The organism is Paenibacillus profundus (assembly GCF_021369635.1).
GTDB classification, from domain to species: Bacteria; Bacillota; Bacilli; order Paenibacillales; family Paenibacillaceae; genus Paenibacillus_B; species Paenibacillus_B profundus.
Genome location: NZ_JAJNBZ010000003.1, coordinates 208,949 through 225,297 on the forward strand (window position 1 = coordinate 208,949; position 16,349 = coordinate 225,297).

General features: G+C 50.6%; 14 protein-coding genes. 3 read left to right on the plus strand and 11 right to left on the minus strand.

Annotated features, from left to right (window positions below; translation table 11 throughout):
- The first annotated feature begins 168 nt into the window (after positions 1-168).
- The 3 genes from LQV63_RS06200 (at position 169) to LQV63_RS06210 (ending at position 4,038) form a co-directional block, all read left to right on the plus strand.
- Entirely contained in the window at positions 169-2,370 is a 2,202-nt protein-coding gene (locus tag LQV63_RS06200) for a penicillin-binding transpeptidase domain-containing protein (protein ID WP_233696045.1), read from the plus strand.
- A gap of 115 nt (positions 2,371-2,485) precedes the next feature.
- Positions 2,486-3,559, plus strand: a complete 1,074-nt coding sequence (locus tag LQV63_RS06205) for a M23 family metallopeptidase (protein ID WP_233696046.1) — start codon at positions 2,486-2,488, stop codon at positions 3,557-3,559.
- A 26-nt stretch (positions 3,560-3,585) separates the two neighbouring features.
- Positions 3,586-4,038 (plus strand): bactofilin family protein, encoded by a 453-nt coding sequence (locus tag LQV63_RS06210; RefSeq protein WP_019422635.1) that lies wholly within the window; start codon positions 3,586-3,588, stop codon positions 4,036-4,038.
- 55 nt (positions 4,039-4,093) lie between these two features.
- On the opposite strand, the gene LQV63_RS06215 is transcribed toward LQV63_RS06210, so the two are convergent.
- From LQV63_RS06215 to LQV63_RS06265, 11 genes are all read right to left on the minus strand, one after another.
- Complete coding sequence (locus LQV63_RS06215; protein ID WP_233696047.1) at positions 4,094-4,309, minus strand: diaminopimelate decarboxylase; 216 nt, start codon at positions 4,307-4,309, stop codon at positions 4,094-4,096.
- A gap of 80 nt (positions 4,310-4,389) precedes the next feature.
- Positions 4,390-5,421 (minus strand): LCP family glycopolymer transferase, encoded by a 1,032-nt coding sequence (locus tag LQV63_RS06220; protein ID WP_233696048.1) that lies wholly within the window; start codon positions 5,419-5,421, stop codon positions 4,390-4,392.
- Between the two features lie 29 nt (positions 5,422-5,450).
- On the minus strand, positions 5,451-6,344 hold the full coding sequence (gene rfbD / locus LQV63_RS06225) for a dTDP-4-dehydrorhamnose reductase (RefSeq protein ID WP_233696049.1): 894 nt from the start codon (positions 6,342-6,344) through the stop codon (positions 5,451-5,453).
- Positions 6,341-6,940: a dTDP-4-dehydrorhamnose 3,5-epimerase gene (gene rfbC / locus LQV63_RS06230; RefSeq protein WP_233696050.1), complete on the minus strand. Its 600-nt coding sequence runs from the start codon at positions 6,938-6,940 to the stop codon at positions 6,341-6,343. The genes rfbD and rfbC overlap by 4 nt, the downstream gene beginning before the upstream one ends.
- Positions 6,941-7,036: 96 nt before the next feature.
- Positions 7,037-8,443 (minus strand): right-handed parallel beta-helix repeat-containing protein, encoded by a 1,407-nt coding sequence (locus tag LQV63_RS06235; RefSeq protein WP_233696051.1) that lies wholly within the window; start codon positions 8,441-8,443, stop codon positions 7,037-7,039.
- 62 nt (positions 8,444-8,505) lie between these two features.
- Positions 8,506-9,834, minus strand: a complete 1,329-nt coding sequence (gene tuaD, locus LQV63_RS06240; protein WP_233696052.1) for a UDP-glucose 6-dehydrogenase TuaD — start codon at positions 9,832-9,834, stop codon at positions 8,506-8,508.
- Positions 9,835-9,839: 5 nt separating this feature from the next.
- Complete coding sequence (gene galU / locus LQV63_RS06245; RefSeq protein ID WP_019422642.1) at positions 9,840-10,733, minus strand: UTP--glucose-1-phosphate uridylyltransferase GalU; 894 nt, start codon at positions 10,731-10,733, stop codon at positions 9,840-9,842.
- Positions 10,734-10,754: 21 nt separating this feature from the next.
- Entirely contained in the window at positions 10,755-11,927 is a 1,173-nt protein-coding gene (locus LQV63_RS06250) for a glycosyltransferase family 4 protein (RefSeq protein ID WP_233696053.1), read from the minus strand.
- 6 nt (positions 11,928-11,933) lie between these two features.
- Complete coding sequence (locus tag LQV63_RS06255; protein WP_233696054.1) at positions 11,934-12,956, minus strand: NAD-dependent epimerase; 1,023 nt, start codon at positions 12,954-12,956, stop codon at positions 11,934-11,936.
- Between the two features lie 44 nt (positions 12,957-13,000).
- The gene (locus LQV63_RS06260) at positions 13,001-14,191 is read right to left on the minus strand and encodes a glycosyltransferase (protein WP_233696055.1); all 1,191 of its coding nucleotides are present in this window, start codon (positions 14,189-14,191) and stop codon (positions 13,001-13,003) included.
- Positions 14,192-14,325: 134 nt separating this feature from the next.
- Positions 14,326-16,338 carry a carbohydrate-binding protein gene (locus LQV63_RS06265; RefSeq protein WP_233696056.1) on the minus strand — a complete coding sequence of 671 codons (2,013 nt, stop codon included), beginning with the start codon at positions 16,336-16,338 and terminating at the stop codon, positions 14,326-14,328.
- Positions 16,339-16,349: the final 11 nt, after the last annotated feature.

Consider the following 16,349-nt stretch of genomic DNA (forward strand, 5'->3'; position numbering starts at 1 on the left):
AATTTGGGGCGGGGCGAAACGGAAATCCGGTCATGAATCTTCGCGGTCAAAAGTGGACTTTTTGAACACTTCTTTTAGCCTTTGCAGTGCCTTCTATGCCTTGCGCTACAATAACAATCAAGGTAAAGTAAATATTACCATTCGAATCGGGCAAGGAGGATTTTACCAATGAATCAGAGGATACGATTGCGTGTCATCGTTCTCGGTATGCTCATGGTATGCGTCTTTATCGTATTAATCATACGCACATTCTGGATTCAAGTCGTAAACTATAACTTTTACATGGAAAGCAACCTGCGAACCTGGGCCCGCAGCGAAGTGCTTCAGGCGAAGCGCGGCACGATCTACGACCGCAATCACAAGCCTCTGGCGCTGGAAGCCTCCGCATATAACCTCGTGCTGTTTCCGAAAGAGATTGCAGAGCTTAAGCAGGAAGACAAGGTGGCCAGCGGCTTGCATAATCTCATTGGCAAGCCGCGATCCGAGCTGGAAGATCTCATCAAGCGAACGAAGCAGCAGCAAGTGGAAGTTCACACACAAGGCTGGAATATGGATTATACCCAACTGGATCGCTTCAAGGAGCATTTCGGGGAATATAACGACTTTGGCGAATGGCTGCATTTCCCAGACTATGGCGTTGGCCTTCTAAAAGCGACGAAGCGTTACTATCCTTATAATGAATTAGCCGCCCATGTTGTCGGCTACATTAACAAGGAAGGCGAAGCGATCTCGGGAACTGAAGCAAAATACGACGCTCTTCTCCAAGGCCAAGACGGCAAGGTGGAGTTCCTGAAGGATAACCGAGGCAATCCCATTCCAAGCGGCAAGGAGACGATCCGATACCCGACGGACGGAGAATCGGTAACGTTGACGATAGATATTGAAATTCAGCGTTTTCTGAATGATGCAATGAAGCAGGTGATGGCAGAATGGCGCCCGCACAAAGCGATGGGCGTCGTCATGGATCCGAACACGATGGAGGTGCTCGCCATGACCTCCATGCCAGACTTCAATCCGAACAGCTACTGGAAGATTCCCGACATCGGCGCCTTGACGAATCATACGATCCACTTCGGGTACGAGCCTGGCTCCACCTTCAAATTAGTCACGTTAGCCGCGGCTATCGAGGAAGGTGTATTCCGGGCGGAGGATCATTTCAAATCCGGACACATCACCGTGTCAGGGAGCCGGAGCCCCATTCACGATGTCAAAACTGAAGGATGGGGTTACATCAGTTATCAGGAAGGACTGGAGAAGTCAAGTAATGTCGCCTTCATCAAGCTCGGGCTCGAACAGCTTGGGGCGGACAAGCTTAAAGACTACATTACCCGCTTCGGCTTCGCGAAGCAGACCGGTATCGAATTAGGCAGCGAATCCAAACCAATCATTGCCTTCGAGCGGCCTTCCGAAATCGCTACGGCAACCTTTGGTCAAGGCGGGATTATCGTCAATTCGCTCCAGCTCGCCACCTCCTATGCAGCGATTGCGAATGGCGGGACGTGGAAGCAGCCGAGCATCATTCACACTCCTGCCTCTTCACCGCGCGGCGAACGGCGCATCGTGTCCGCTGCCACGGCCAAAGAAGTAACCGAACGCTTGGAGAAGGTCATCCTTAATGGCACGGGTAAGCCTGCCTATATCGACGGCTATCGTGTAGCTGGCAAGACGGGGACGGCCCAGATTCCAGAGGGACGCGGCTATTCCAAAACAACTTGGCTCATTTCCTTCGTCGGTTATGCGCCCGCAGACAATCCGAAGGCGGTCGTCGCTATTGTCGTGGATCAGCCGCAGATGAACGGAGACTATACCCTTGGAGGCCGTGTGGCAATGCCCGCCTTCCGCGACACGATGCTGCGCACGATGCAGTATATGGGCGTCAAGCCGGAAAAGAACGTTGCAGACACGTCGCGCACAGCCGATTCTGCCGGGGGCGCAGGGAACCAGAGCGGGCCGAAGCCGCAGGCAACCACTGGGAATTACATCGCGCAGGAAGTCAAGGCTGCCGTCGCATCCATTAAGCAGGAAAGTCTCGATGCGGTCGTGCTGGGCAACGGTTCGAAGGTGCTTGAGCAATATCCGTCAGAAGGGACAAAGCTGTTCACGGAGGAAGCAGTCTACTTGGTGACGGACAAGCGCGAACGAATCAAGCTGCCTTCCCTATCAGGTCTGCCGTTGCGCGATGCGCTCGCTATCTGTCAATTGCTCGAATGGAAGGTAGATATTGAGGGGGAAGGTTACGTCGTTAAGCAAGAGGAACAGAATCAGGACGGAAATCGACGTGTAAAGCTGTTTTTGGCATCCGGCCACTCGATCTATAAGCAGCGGAACGCTGATCAGGACGCCGCAGAGACAGCTGATGTAAAAGAGTGACGAAATAAAAAGGTATGTTTGGAGAGACAATTGAATAGAGTGCAATAGAGAGTAAACTTGCAGTTGACGCTAAAGCCGAGGTGATATGATGAAACGGCGTTGGTGGAAGGGAAGAATGACGTTACTTGTCATCCGCGACGCGGAACAGACGGTCAGACAATTGAATATGTCGAAAATGCTAATTGTCTCCGTTCCGATTGCCGCTGTACTGTCCATATCCGGTCTTATTTTAAGCATGCAGTGGAAATCGGCCGCTCACATTCGCGATTTGGAAGGCCAGCTCTCCAATCAATCGTTAGCATTGAACATTACCGTGAAGGATAAAGATGAGGCGATTCGTGTGCTGCAGAACGAGATCGTCCGCCTCTCCTCCGAGACTCAATCGGTCAAAGACCGCGTGGAACAGATGAGTAATCTAGAGATGCAGATGCAGCAGTTCGTCGAGGGCTATATCGACGTCCGAACGGAAAAAGATAGTCCATCAACCTATACGGCTCGGCACACCGCTTGGAACGAGCGCGTTCAAGTCGGCGGCGAGGAACAAAAGGTGCGCTCAGAGCAGATTATCGATCTTGCCCATCGTTCCAGCTTCGATCTGGAACAGGTTCGCCACATGCTCGCCACAGTACAGCAGAGCGCTCCTGCTACAATGAAGCAGGCGCTTACGAAACAAACGACGATAGACGGAACGCCGTCCATCTGGCCGACGACGTCACGCCGCATCACATCCAGCTTCGGATACCGGCAGGACCCCCTCAACAGGCGAGCCGCCTTCCATGCAGGTATCGACATCGGCGGCGAGATGGGCGACCCGGTATATGCCGCTGCAGACGGCGATGTCATTGAAGCCGGATTCAATTCAGGCCGCGGCCACTATATTATTATCCGCCACGTCAATCAGCTGGACACTTGGTATATGCATTTGCAGCGTATCGATGTCGAGGCAGGATCGCGGGTGGCAAAAGGGGATGAAATCGCGAAGGTTGGCAGTACGGGGCGCAGTACCGGGCCTCACCTTCACTTCCAGGTTGTGCAGAAAAGCGAGCCGATTGACCCGCTTCCGTTCGTAGGGAGCGCCCCGTCCGTGACATCCGCTTCTTCTTCAACCAGTCAGCCTTCCCCGTTAAATCGCCGGCCTGTCCTGCCGAAGGAGCCGCAGCTATCGTCAGGCAGCAGAGAGAAATATTAACTGCGCCATATAAGGAGGTATCACACATGTTCCGTCGTCGTGCAGCGTATCAGCCGAAGCAAACCGACACTTTTATCGGGCCTGGCACAGCATTCGAAGGTAACATCCATTGTGAATCCAATATCCGCATTGACGGAAAATTCAAAGGGGAAATTACAAGCAGCGGCTCCATCACGATCGGTGAACGCGGTGAAGCGCACTCCACGCTGTCCGCCAGCTTCATCGTCATTGCCGGTACCGTCGTCGGCGACATACATACTTCCGGCAAGCTGCTTATCACTTCAACCGGCCAAGTATGCGGCAATTGCGAATCCGGGTTGCTCGTTATCGAAGAAGGTGGGATATTGAACGGAACCAGTCTCGTAGAGCGGCTGGCCCCTACTGAAGATCATTCGGGCGCCCACAAAGGAAAACGCAAGGCGGAAGGAAGCAATTCGGAAACAGAGGAGAAAAAGGTGAACGAGAAGCAAGCGGGGTAGCGCTTGCTTCTCGTTCCATATATAGAGGAAGAAGAATTACCGGTAGGAAAGATGCTTAATTCGGATAGCCGTACGCCGTTTCCGACATGACCGCTCTCCATAGCATTTGTAACGGTGTATAGGCTGCTATGCAGGGTTGACACGCGCCTAATGGTATACGTCCATAATAAAATCCTGTTCGAAAATGCAGCATGGAATGTTCCTCGTCGAGCATCTGTCCGCACCCAATACAATATATCGCTTGCTCGGTTTGCCGCATGTCCGTCTTCATTAGGCACTCCCCTTTGCATCGATTGTCCGCTCTCACGTTACAATTCGTATCATAAATGTAAAGTATTGTGAATACATTTGTCAAGGTGTATCATCCAAATTTTTATAAATATTTTTCCTCACCCGCTGCCTCTCCTGATCATCGACAAGCAAATAATAAATTCCGCCAATTTTCGCGCCCTTGCCCTGCAGTGTGTCATGCTCCACATTATTAATCTCCGAGCGATAATGAAGCCATAAATCGGACCACTGCTCAAACCGGATGTTCGTGCGCACATACCGTTTTACGTGGTCGAGCAGAGTGCCCCAACTGGCAGCCGAGCTGAGACGGCCCGCTTTATGCAGCATCGCCTGCAGCACTTGCCTTTGCCGGCTCATTCGGCCGAAATCACCATCCGGGTCCTGCTTGCGCATGCGGACAAATTTCAACGCATCACTGCCGCTTAAATGAATATTCCCTTGTTGAAACACGGCTCCATCCAAATCAAAGTCAAACGCGTTCGCTACATCCACGCCATCGATTGCGTCGATCATGGCCGTAAAGCCATCCATATTCGTCTTCACATAAAAGTGGACAGGCGCCTGAAGCAGCTTCTCCACGGTCGCTACGGTCATCAGCACACCGCCGAAGGCGTAGGCGTGATTGATTTTATCCTCTGTGCTTGTCCCCTCAATCCTTGTTCTCGTATCCCGCGGAATGCTCAGAATAGATGCCGTTCCCCGCTTCGGCTGAACCGTAACGAACGCAAGCGTATCAGAGCGGCCGCGATCCCCGTCCCGTTCATCGACTCCAATGAGGAGCAGCGTGAATGGGTCCTGGGCGGATAAATCGGGCATACCGCCGTCATGCACGGATAGCGGTGCGCGGTTGCGGTCAGCATCCGAACCTGCGGACAGCTTAGGAAGGTCCGTTCGGCCGGAATTCGCCCCATCGGATGTCAGAAACGACGGCCTTTCGCGGGAAGGAAGCGGCTCATACATCGTATCTGCCGTCTCTTTAAGCATGTACCATACCGTAATGCACCCCACCGTCCCGGCAATCAGAAGGGTGCCGAACATCACAAAGGCGACCTTGTGCCAAGGCCGCCAACGATTCCATAGTTGCTTCATCATAACCCCTCCGGGTACCGGTAATATTTCTTTTACTTCTTCCCGTTGTAATCGCTCTGCGGCTTCTCCATGCACTCCTTCACGAAATGCTGCAGCGCCTCCGTCCAATGCCGCAGCAGGGGAAAGCCGTTCAGCCGCAGCGCCATTGGCTCCAACACCGAATATCCCGGACGGCGTGCCGGACGCGGAAATTGCGATGTTCCGACAGGGCGAACCTTCGTGGACAAGCCTGCTTCCGCCACGATGGCAGCGGCGAACGAATGCCATGAGCATGTACCGCTATTCGTTATATGATAGGTACCGTATTTATCGGTCGCGAGCAGACGAATGATCGCCTCTGACAAGTCGAGCGTATAAGTAGGACAGCCGACTTGATCGTGAACGACCTGCAGCTCTGACTCGGTCTGCGCCTTGCGGAGTATCATCTTCACAAAGTTCTCCCCATAAGCCCCGAATACCCATGAGGTGCGGACGATGAATGCACGGGAATGATGCTGGCGCACGAATTGCTCCCCTTCCCACTTGGAGCGCCCATACCTATTTATCGGACGCACGGGTTCGAACTCGTTGTATGGATGCGCCGCCCGTCCGTCAAATACATAATCGGTGCTAATGTACACGAGCCGCGACCCGGCTTGCGCTGCTGCTACCGCAACATTGCGGGTTCCATACGCATTTACCAGGTAAGCGGTATCCCGATCGCCTTCCGCATCATCCACCTTCGTATAAGCTCCAGCATGAATGACATGAGTCGGGCGCTCCCGCAGCATCACGTCCATCACTTGCTCCGCATCCGTAATATCGAGTCCATCCCGTCCGTAACCGACCGCGACTATCCCCTTCCGCTGAAGGAGGGCCATCATTTCGGCGCCTAGCTGTCCCTTGGCGCCAGTCACAAGTATTTTATCAGCAGGAGAATTCATCATAGGCGCTCGCCTTCGCTTCCAGCGTCCGTGGGCGCATGGAACACACCATTTACGTTTGGCAGTTCGGCGGCACACAGCAAGGGATGCTTCTGATCCTTCTCTGACATGATCGGGCTCTGGATAGGCCAAGCGATGTTGATGACCGGATCATTCCATGTAATTCCCCGATCCAGATCGGGAGCGTAATACGCATCTACTTTATACAGAACCTCCGTGTCGGGCGCCAACGTGCAGAACCCATGGGCAAAACCATGCGGAATGAGCAGCTGCCGCTTGTTGGAGGCGCTCAGCTCCACACCGACCCATTGTCCGAACGTCGCCGATCCCGGTCGAATGTCCACCGCGACATCGTAGATGGCCCCTGCCACCACCCGCACCAATTTGGCCTGAGCTTGCGGAGCCAATTGGTAATGCAGCCCCCGCAGCGTTCCCGTCTGCACCGACAACGAATGATTATCTTGCACGAACGAATGGATGATGCCGTACGGCTCCAATTTTAACGCATGATAGCTTTCCATAAAGAAGCCGCGATCATCTTGGAACACGTCCGGTTCTATAATGTATACCTCTTTCAATTTCGTATGAGTAACTTTCATTCTTCCACCTCTTTGTGATGCTCACAATATTGATTATCATATGCTTGTCACCACAAAAAGGTGTTCTCTAAGAGGTTGTTCAAAGTGTCCTTTACTCTATACGTTTTCGATAGGAATCATTACATTCGATTCTTCATTTCCTACCCGCGTAATGATCGTCCCTTCATTCCCTAAATGCTGCAGCCAACCGGCCGATAACGGCTTGCGGAGCGCCACTTGATTGTGGCGTATCCATATTTGTGCGTTGCCCTTGAGCTCTCTTACTTTAACGGCAATTTGAACCGTTTCGCTCCAAGCGTTCGTGATCGAGTTATGCTCCACAAATATATGATTGAGAGACTCGCCGAGACCGTTAATATCGATCCCTGTCAGTTGCGCGGTGTTTTTAGCCAGCTCATTTAACCCAAAGTCCATAATTGCATTTTGCTTAAAATACAACCTTTTCTGCGTTCCCAATACACGAATCCCGGTTTGACACTGCATAATTACATTGTTGGTGAAGCTCACATCGTAATTGCCCCGCTGCTTAGGCGCATAGGCTTCAATGCCCACGACATTGTTTTGCACGACATTTTCGGACACGACACCGTTATTCGCATAATTAAACAGCATAATACCGGCATTTTGCCCGCCGCCTTTACACTGATTATGGGAGACCAAAAACCGCTCGGCACGATGCGACACGTCTTGACCGTCCCCGAACCCCTGGATCGAGATGTCCGATTGGTTGTTATAGGACAGCGTATTGTAACTTACAGTGGCCCGTTTTGCCCCGCATATACGGATCCCGTGCTGCGCACATTCGGCAACCGTGCAGCCTAACACAACGGCGCCATCGGCACGAATAACCTCGATGCCGGAGCCTTCAACTACTTTGGACACCTCGCAAAAAAGCACCTTGCAGTCTTCCGTCACGCCTCTATGATCGAACCCGATTCGGATCCCCGTATTATCACAGTTGAAGGCCTGGCAATGCTCCAACACGACATGTTTGCCCGACATGATGTTGAAGCCATGGCTTTCCGCTTCTCCCGGATTGAGCACATCACGGATTTGAATGTGGCCTACGTAAGCCTGATTCGCATCGATAATACGAATCCCGTCTTTTCCCCGTGCCCTCATCCGAATAATCGACAGAGCTTTTCCATCCCCAATGAGCGATGTGTTCCCTTTCAACTGCAGCGTATCAGAGATGACATACGTTCCTCTCGGGACATATACGACACCGCCCCCTGCCTGCTTCAATGCCTTTTGGAACGCTGCGGTATCATCTGTTTTGTTGTTTCCTTTAGCTCCGAACGATTTTACATTCAGCCAACTAAGCTTCGCTTCGGAACCTGCAGCCGCAGCAGCGTTCACCACGTCACCGCCCTCATCACCGAGCTCCAGCTCTTTCGACAACCAATTGCCGCCTACCATTCCGACCCCGAACATACCCAATGAAGTGAGCAGCGCTCTGCGATCGATTTTCCGATTCCAACCATTTGTGTTGCGGATATTCATTTGCGATCTCCTTCTTCATCAGTATATCTATCACGCGAGTTCAAGAAGGTCCCCTTATTATGTTAGGCCAGCACTTTTTCCGCTGTAATGACCTTCCTCCCGATGCTTGCATAATAGTAGCCCAAGCCCTGCATGTTCTCTAATGAGAAACAATTCCGCCCGTCAATCAGAATCGGTTGTTTCATCAGTCGCATCACTTTATGTAAATCCATCCACTTAATTTCGTCCCATTCCGTGAGGATGATGGCCGCATCACTGTCAGTTACCGCCTCGTACACGCCATTGACATACTCTACTCCGGCAGGAAGCCATTTGGGCGCTTCGTATTGAGCAATTGGATCGTAGGCGACCACATGAGCACCACGCTTCATCAGCTCAGGAATAATCGTCAAAGAAGGCGCATATCGCATGTCATCCGTGTTCGGCTTAAATGCCAATCCGAGAATAGCGATTTTATAACCGGAAATGTCTCCGAGTCCCTCCATCAATTTGTCGACGACGACCATGCGCTGCTTGTCATTCGTTTCAATGGCGGCTTGAATTAATCGCGCTTCAATTCCATTCTGTTCCGCAATAAACTTCAACGCCTCCGTATCTTTCGGAAAGCAGGAGCCTCCGTAACCAATTCCCGCCTGCAAAAACTTATCGCCGATGCGGCTGTCCAAGCCGATGCCGACCGCAATATCCGTCACATCGGCCCCCACGCGTTCACAAATGTTGGCGATCTCGTTAATAAACGAAATTTTCACGGCTAAAAACGAATTCGCCGCATACTTAATCATTTCCGCGCTCTCGACGTCCGTAATGAATATTTTGGTATGAAACGGTTCATGCAGCCGCGCAATGGCCATTGCCGCTTCCGGATTGGAAGCGCCGATTACCGCCCGCTCCATAGATAGGCAGTCCCCAATGGCAGTGCCCTCCCGCAGAAACTCCGGATTCGAAACGACGTCAAACTTGATGCTTTTGTCTTTCATATGTTCTCGGATTACCTGCTCTATTTTTTTGCCCGTTCCTACTGGAACCGTGCTTTTCGTAACAATGATTTTGTATCCGTTCAGTTGTTGTCCTATCGTTTGCGCGACCGCCATTACATATCTCAGATCTGCCTCCCCGGTGTTAGACATCGGCGTGCCGACTGCGATATATATGATTTCTGATTCACGGATTGACTGTGCAATATCGGTCGTAAAGCGCAGCCGCGCTGACTTCACATTCGATTGCACCATGTCTTCCAGACCGGGCTCGTAGATCGGGATTTCTCCGCGTTGAAGCTTGGCGATCTTGTTGTCGTCCACATCGCAGCAGATGACGTTATGTCCGATCTCGGCAAAGCAGGTCCCAGACACCAAGCCAACGTAACCGGTACCCATCACACAAATGTTATTCATTCAGATTACCTCCCGCTCCCGACGAGTTCTCTTTCGTACAGCTCGTGTAAATATTTGAGCACATCCGCTCGTAAATCATTCCGCTGCAAAGCAAAATCAACGGTTGCTTTAATGAATCCGAATTTGTCACCAACATCGTATCGAATTCCTTGAAAATTAAAAGCAAGCACATCTTGCTCATAATTCAATTTCGAAATCGCATCGGTCAGTTGGATTTCTCCTCCGGTCGTCGGCTGCTGCTGTTCGAGAATATTGAATATTTCAGGAGTCAAAATATAACGTCCCATAATGGCAAAGGAAGAAGGGGCATGCTCGCGCAATGGTTTTTCTACAAAATGCGACACCCTCATGACATTCGGCTCGAGAGCTATGCCGCTTGGCGCAACGATTCCGTACTTCGAAATATCTTGCTCCGGAACTTGCTGAACGCCGACAATCGGTTGTTCATATTTGTCATATATTTCGATGAGTTGCTTCAAGCAAGGTTGATCGGCCTGCACAATATCATCGCCCAGCAAGACGGCAAACGGTTCATCACCAATAAACTTCCGCGCGCACCAAATGGCATGACCTAATCCTTTAGGCTCGCCTTGACGCACATAGTGAATATGAGCGAGCTTGCAGATTTCCCTAATCTCACTCAGATCCTTCCATTTTTCTTTCTTCTCCAGCGTCTCTTCCAGTTCAATGGCACGGTCAAAGTGGTCCTCGATAGCTCGCTTTCCTCTGCCTGTCACGATCATTATATCTTCGATCCCAGATTCGACTGCCTCTTCGATAATGTATTGAATGGTCGGTGTGTCTACGATGGGGAGCATTTCCTTCGGCTGCGCCTTCGTAGCCGGCAAAAAACGGGTTCCTAGTCCTGCTGCGGGAATGATTGCTTTCTTCAGTTTCATATATGGTATCCTCCTTTTTCTTTACACCGATACGGAAGTAGATTGGGGCCTATTCGTGCGGGATAGCAGATCGCGGTAATAAGCATGTATGCGTCTTGTGACGATATCCTCGTTGAATTCTAGCTCGATCGATGCGCGAGCCATGCGGCCTATTCGCGCCCGCTGCGCATCATCATTCAGAAGCAGCCCTAAATGCTGTGCGAGCAGGTTCACATCTTTGTACGGAACGAGGACACCTGTCTCGTTATGACGAATCAGCTCCCGTGTTCCCAGCACATCGGTCGCCAGCACCGCCTTCTCGAACGACATGGCCTCCATCAATATTCTCGGGATGCCTTCTTTTTCCGAAGTCAGAACGACGGTATCCGCCATTTGAATGTATGGATAGATGTCTGTGTGATAACCGATCCGCAGCACATGGCGATCCAATTCGAGCAGCTTAATTCTTGCTTCCACCTCTTGCTCCAATCCGCCCTTGCCAGCTAGCAGACAGACAAAATCGACTTGAAGCTCATCCTTGAGCCGCTTCAACCCATCCAATAAAAAAAAGTGATTTTTAACCGGCTCGAAACGAGCTCCGACTAAAATCACTTTTTGATGCGGCCCAATGTTATGCTGCAGTCTTAATTGTTCAATATCGGCAGCGCTGATCGTGCCGCGGCGGCTGTCAAGCAGCTCCAAATCGACTCCGTTGCCTTCATAGAGTATTTGTTTTCTTGGCGCGTATTTTTTAATCTTGCTCATATCTTCCCGATTTTGAGACGCAATCGCGTCACAGAACCAAGCTCCGATCCGTTCCATTTCGCGATACATCGTATTTTTCAGACGACTCTGCCCTTCGTAGAAAGGAAGACCATGTGTCGTATGGACGATTAACGGTATGCCGGCCAGCCAAGCGGCGATTCTGCCGATGACTCCGGCTTTGGCATTATGGGTATGCACAATATCGTAACGCTCACTTCGCAGCAAATGAACAAGGCGAGCAATGGCAACCATGTCGTTCCAAGGCGCTACCGTCTCTTTCATCGGGACAAAATGCAAGGTCATCGTATGTCGGCTCATCAACTCCGGATCATAGCCTTCTCTGGACGAAATCAGATGCAGATCGTAGCCCTTTTTTTGAATTAGAGCTAATTTATCGACCAAAATACGATGACTTTTGGCATTCGTGCAGATGTGCGCCACTTTCTTCACTTGCGATCACGCTCCTGTTTTTTGCTTAGCTTCATAATGAATAAACCATTCGACAAATCGCTTCAGTCCTTCATTTAATGTAAATTGCGGCTCGAACTGAATGACACGGCTCAAATCTGCAACATCGGCAAAGGTTTCGCAAACATCGCCATTCTGCATCGGCAGCAGGTTCAAGTCTGGTGTGCGGTGCAAATAGTCTCCAAGAATCTGGATCATCCGCATTAATTCGACAGGCTGATGGTTCCCTATATTGTATACACGGTATGGCGCATAGCTGCTGCCTGGATCAGGAGTTGCCCGATCCCAGTCCGGGTTGGCTGTTGGCACATGCCCTATTAAGCGGAAGATCGATTCAACAATATCATCAATGTACGTAAAATCACGTTTCATGCGGCCATAATTGTATACCGGTATCGGCTTGCCTTCTAGAATGAGTCTGGCAAATTTATAGTACGCCATATCTGGTCTTCCCCACGGTCCGTATACGGTGAAAAAACGGAGTCCTGTCGTAGGCAGCTCATATAAATGACTGTAGGTGTGCGCCATCAATTCATTTGCTTTTTTCGTCGCTGCGTACAAGCTGACCGGGTGATTCACAGGATGCTGCACGGAGAACGGCATGCTTACGTTAGCCCCGTAGACCGAACTCGATGATGCATAGATAAGATGGGGAATATTATGATGACGGCATGCTTCTAATATATGGATGAAGCCAACGATATTGGAATCCACATACGCCTTCGGATTGTCAATGCTGTAACGCACTCCGGCCTGCGCGGCCAAATGAATAACGGTGTGAATATGGCCGTTGCCCAAGAGCTTGAATATGGCATCTCCGTCTTCCAATGCAAGCTGATGAAATTGAAACCGATCATACTGTTGCAGCAGCTCTAATCGGTCCTTCTTTAACTGCGGCGAATAATAGTCGTTCAGATTGTCGATTCCCAATACTTCCATTCCTTCATCAAGCAGCCTTTTGGCTGTATGAAAGCCAATAAAGCCAGCTGCTCCCGTCACTACTTTCACCATAGTTCCCCTCCTATTTGTTTCAAAAACCCCTTTTTGAACACGCACTATCTGTATTCCAGCACTTTGTCTTTGTTGTGTTCAACTGATTCAGGTGAAGACTTCGAATACGAATCATATATCTCTTCATGCCGCTGAACCATGCTTTCCAGATTAAACAGCTGAACCGCTCTTTCCCCGCCGCGGGCTCCCATTAGATGTTGTTGTTGCGGAGAGAGTGAAGCATATTGGAAGATGCATGCAAATAAAGAGTCCGGATCCTGTGGGGGGCACAAAAACCCAGTTTCATCAGGAACGACCAGCTCAGAGCTTCCTCCCACGTCCGTGCATACGACCGGAGTCGAAGCGGCCATCGCTTCGATAATGACACCAGGCAACCCCTCCCAATTCGAGGCGAGCACCATAAGGTCAGATCCCCACAGTAATCGGTGTACATCGTTGCGCAATCCCAGCAGACAGAAGCGGTCCTGTAAATGGTTTGCACCAATTTGCGCTGTCAGCTCCTCTCTCATCTCCCCTTCTCCGGCTACGAACCATTTGAAATCGAATCCCGCCTTCATCAATAAGGCCGCCGCCTGAATCGAGTACATATGCCCTTTCTGCTCCTGTAAGCGCCCTACCGATAAAATCATTAGCTGCCCAGATGAAATCCCCAGCTCCCGGCGAACATTCGATCTCGCTTCTTCATCTGGGCATACGAAAGGAGAAGCATCGATGCCATTGTAAATGACGTGCAGTTTCTCGGGCGGGACAATGCGCTCATTAATCATTCGTTGTGCAGCCAAGTGACAGATAATGGTCGTTGCGTCTGAATAGCGATCCGTCCACCTTAGCAGGGCATCGCGGAACTTAGATCTGGAACGCCTTGTCATCGGGGTTGAGCCGAAAAAGGTGTTGCGTATACTCGATATGACAGTAGAAACGCCGCACATCCGCCCGACAATTCGGCCGACAACGTTGGCATGGAACATAAATGAATGCAGTATATCTGGTTTGAATGTCCGAATCAGCCGGATGAGACCGATTAATGCAAGCACGTCTTTCTTCGAGGACATGTGCAACGATTGTACCTGCAATCCGCTTTGCTTCATCATGTCCGCTATTGGTCCACCCGGAAGCATGGAGACAATCATGATGTCATAACGATCCTTCAGCGCATCGGTTAGACGATACAGCATCATTTCCGCTCCTCCGACATGAAGGCCGGATATGAGAAACATAATTTTGGTTTTCTCCACCGTATATCCCACCGCCCATTCTCTTTAAGAGGTTGTTCAAAAAGCCTCCTTTTGATCACCAAGTATATTCAAAGTGACCTTTTTGAACTCGTACTTTAATATGAAAAAAGAGCCTGCTATAGGCTCTTCTCCATTTACACGATCATTCCGTACGCTTTGAATACGGCTAATACGTCGATATACTGCCAAGTTACCGTTCCATCCGTTATGTCGCCCGACGTTCGGGTCGGTGCGGTATTTCCGGAAGTGCCGGCTTTTGTACATTTATACACTTTTCCGTTTGCATTGACTAGCGCATTCACATTGTAAGCTGTGTTCGGCTGCCAGACCGTCTTGCAAGCGCGGCCTGCGGCAACACAGACCCAACCGATATACTGTCCGCTGACCGCCATTTTGTTGCGAACCGTGTCACCGACTTTCCATGCCCCTCCCACTGGCGGAGCCGTCCCTTCGGTTTCCCGCACATTCCACGAGTTTCCCGTTTCGGTACTGCGTACGATATCACCGTTCACGAGCAGCACGCGATTGAACGACTCTTGCATCGCCTTGTTCATATTTCCTATCAAGATCAAGTTGGCAATGGATTCAGAGTCGATGTAGATGGCGGAATTCACTTTCGCTCCGTCAGAGGATTGCATGACATTTCCTTCGACAATCAACTGAGTCATATGCAGCTTCATCAAATTAATACCGCCATAATATCTGTAATTGCGCAAAATGTTTCCTTTTACTATACCTTGCTCCCAGTCTGTCCGGTAATCCGTTCCTTCCTTCGTCTGAGCCTCGCTCTCAATGAGGATCGAGCCCTTATTCGCGACGTTGCCGCTAATGGAGAAGGCATCGTTGCATGCCGACCAAATGGCAACAAGGTATGACTGATCACCTTCAAAAAAAATGTTGTTATTCGCGATGATCGTCTGGTTGAACCCGCGAACATCGATTGCCTCCGATGGGGACGGATGCGTGCTTTTCAATTCATTTCCGACGATGGTGCACGTCTGCAATCCGTCTTCAAATGGAAGGGAGTTGGCACCCAGCAGGCTGATAATATGCTTGGAACGAACTTGTATGGAATTGCCGGTGACAGCGATTTGACGATGTTTGCTGGTCGAAGCTCCCTGGGCCCCGTCTGGCTTGCATTCCAGAAACACATCAGGCTCACCGTCAATTTCGACTACATTGTTCGCTATAACCAATTCCACTGCACCGTCGAACAGATCGATGACCTGCTTATGATTGGCCTTCATGGATCCCTTCATGACGTTGCCGGATATAACTACACGCCGACTATAGAAGTCCTGAACAACTGGTGTCGTACTCGGATTAGCCGTACTAATCTTCAGGAAGCGGTGTGCGTTGGCCACATCAAACAGATTGTCGGTTATTTGCACGTCGTAAGCACCATACATCTCAATCGCTTGCGGATCGACCTGAAACCCATTATAGTCCCCGGTAAACGAACAGCGATGAATTCGTATTTTCGAGATGACCTTGCCGTTCTGGGGATCTCCCGTATATATCCGGGTTTGATCGAATAAGCAATTCTCGATCGAAATTCCAGTCCCCTCTGTTATCCACACGCCTGGATTCAAATACGTGCCGGAATTCGTCTTGCCGGCAAATTGGATTCCGCTTATCATCGTATTGCTGCTCAGACTCAATCCGCCAATGATTACCGCGCCTTGACCGTAAATGAGAACGCCCTCCGGCAGCTTCGGAAAGTTCACTTCATAGCTTCCCGGCGGAAAATAGATGTTGCGCCCGACTTTCAACGCTTCCGCCAAAGCCTTCGTGTAATCATTGTCGGTATCTTGTTTGTACCAGGTGACGTTTACTCCCCGCTCGATAAATTCCTGCAGGGGAAATGTGCCGCCCGGCTCCAACTCCGCCACGTCGTGCTGAAGCTTCGTCATGTCGTCACGCATGGCTGCCTGCTTGGTTCGTATTTCTTCCATGTGCTGTTGAACGGAAGCGATCCCGCTCTGCAGCGGGCCTAATCGTTCGTTCACGGTGCCGAGATCGTGCTTGACTGTATCGATCACGCCATAGGCATTATCGATCCTGAATAAATTTTCATTATATTGGCCGCGGTTTAGAAAAAAACAATTCCATAAATTCAACTGAAGCTTATCCGTGTTCGAGCCCATGTTGATTCCCC

Coding starts and splice junctions, on each gene's coding strand:
- LQV63_RS06200 (WP_233696045.1), top strand. CDS start 169: ATGAATCAGAGGATACGATTGCGTGTCATCGTTCTCGGTATGCTCATG.
- LQV63_RS06205 (WP_233696046.1), top strand. CDS start 2,486: ATGACGTTACTTGTCATCCGCGACGCGGAACAGACGGTCAGACAATTG.
- LQV63_RS06210 (WP_019422635.1), top strand. CDS start 3,586: ATGTTCCGTCGTCGTGCAGCGTATCAGCCGAAGCAAACCGACACTTTT.
- LQV63_RS06215 (WP_233696047.1), bottom strand. CDS start 4,309: ATGAAGACGGACATGCGGCAAACCGAGCAAGCGATATATTGTATTGGG.
- LQV63_RS06220 (WP_233696048.1), bottom strand. CDS start 5,421: ATGATGAAGCAACTATGGAATCGTTGGCGGCCTTGGCACAAGGTCGCC.
- rfbD (WP_233696049.1), bottom strand. CDS start 6,344: ATGATGAATTCTCCTGCTGATAAAATACTTGTGACTGGCGCCAAGGGA.
- rfbC (WP_233696050.1), bottom strand. CDS start 6,940: ATGAAAGTTACTCATACGAAATTGAAAGAGGTATACATTATAGAACCG.
- LQV63_RS06235 (WP_233696051.1), bottom strand. CDS start 8,443: ATGAATATCCGCAACACAAATGGTTGGAATCGGAAAATCGATCGCAGA.
- tuaD (WP_233696052.1), bottom strand. CDS start 9,834: ATGAATAACATTTGTGTGATGGGTACCGGTTACGTTGGCTTGGTGTCT.
- galU (WP_019422642.1), bottom strand. CDS start 10,733: ATGAAACTGAAGAAAGCAATCATTCCCGCAGCAGGACTAGGAACCCGT.
- LQV63_RS06255 (WP_233696054.1), bottom strand. CDS start 12,956: ATGGTGAAAGTAGTGACGGGAGCAGCTGGCTTTATTGGCTTTCATACA.
- LQV63_RS06265 (WP_233696056.1), bottom strand. CDS start 16,338: ATGGGCTCGAACACGGATAAGCTTCAGTTGAATTTATGGAATTGTTTT.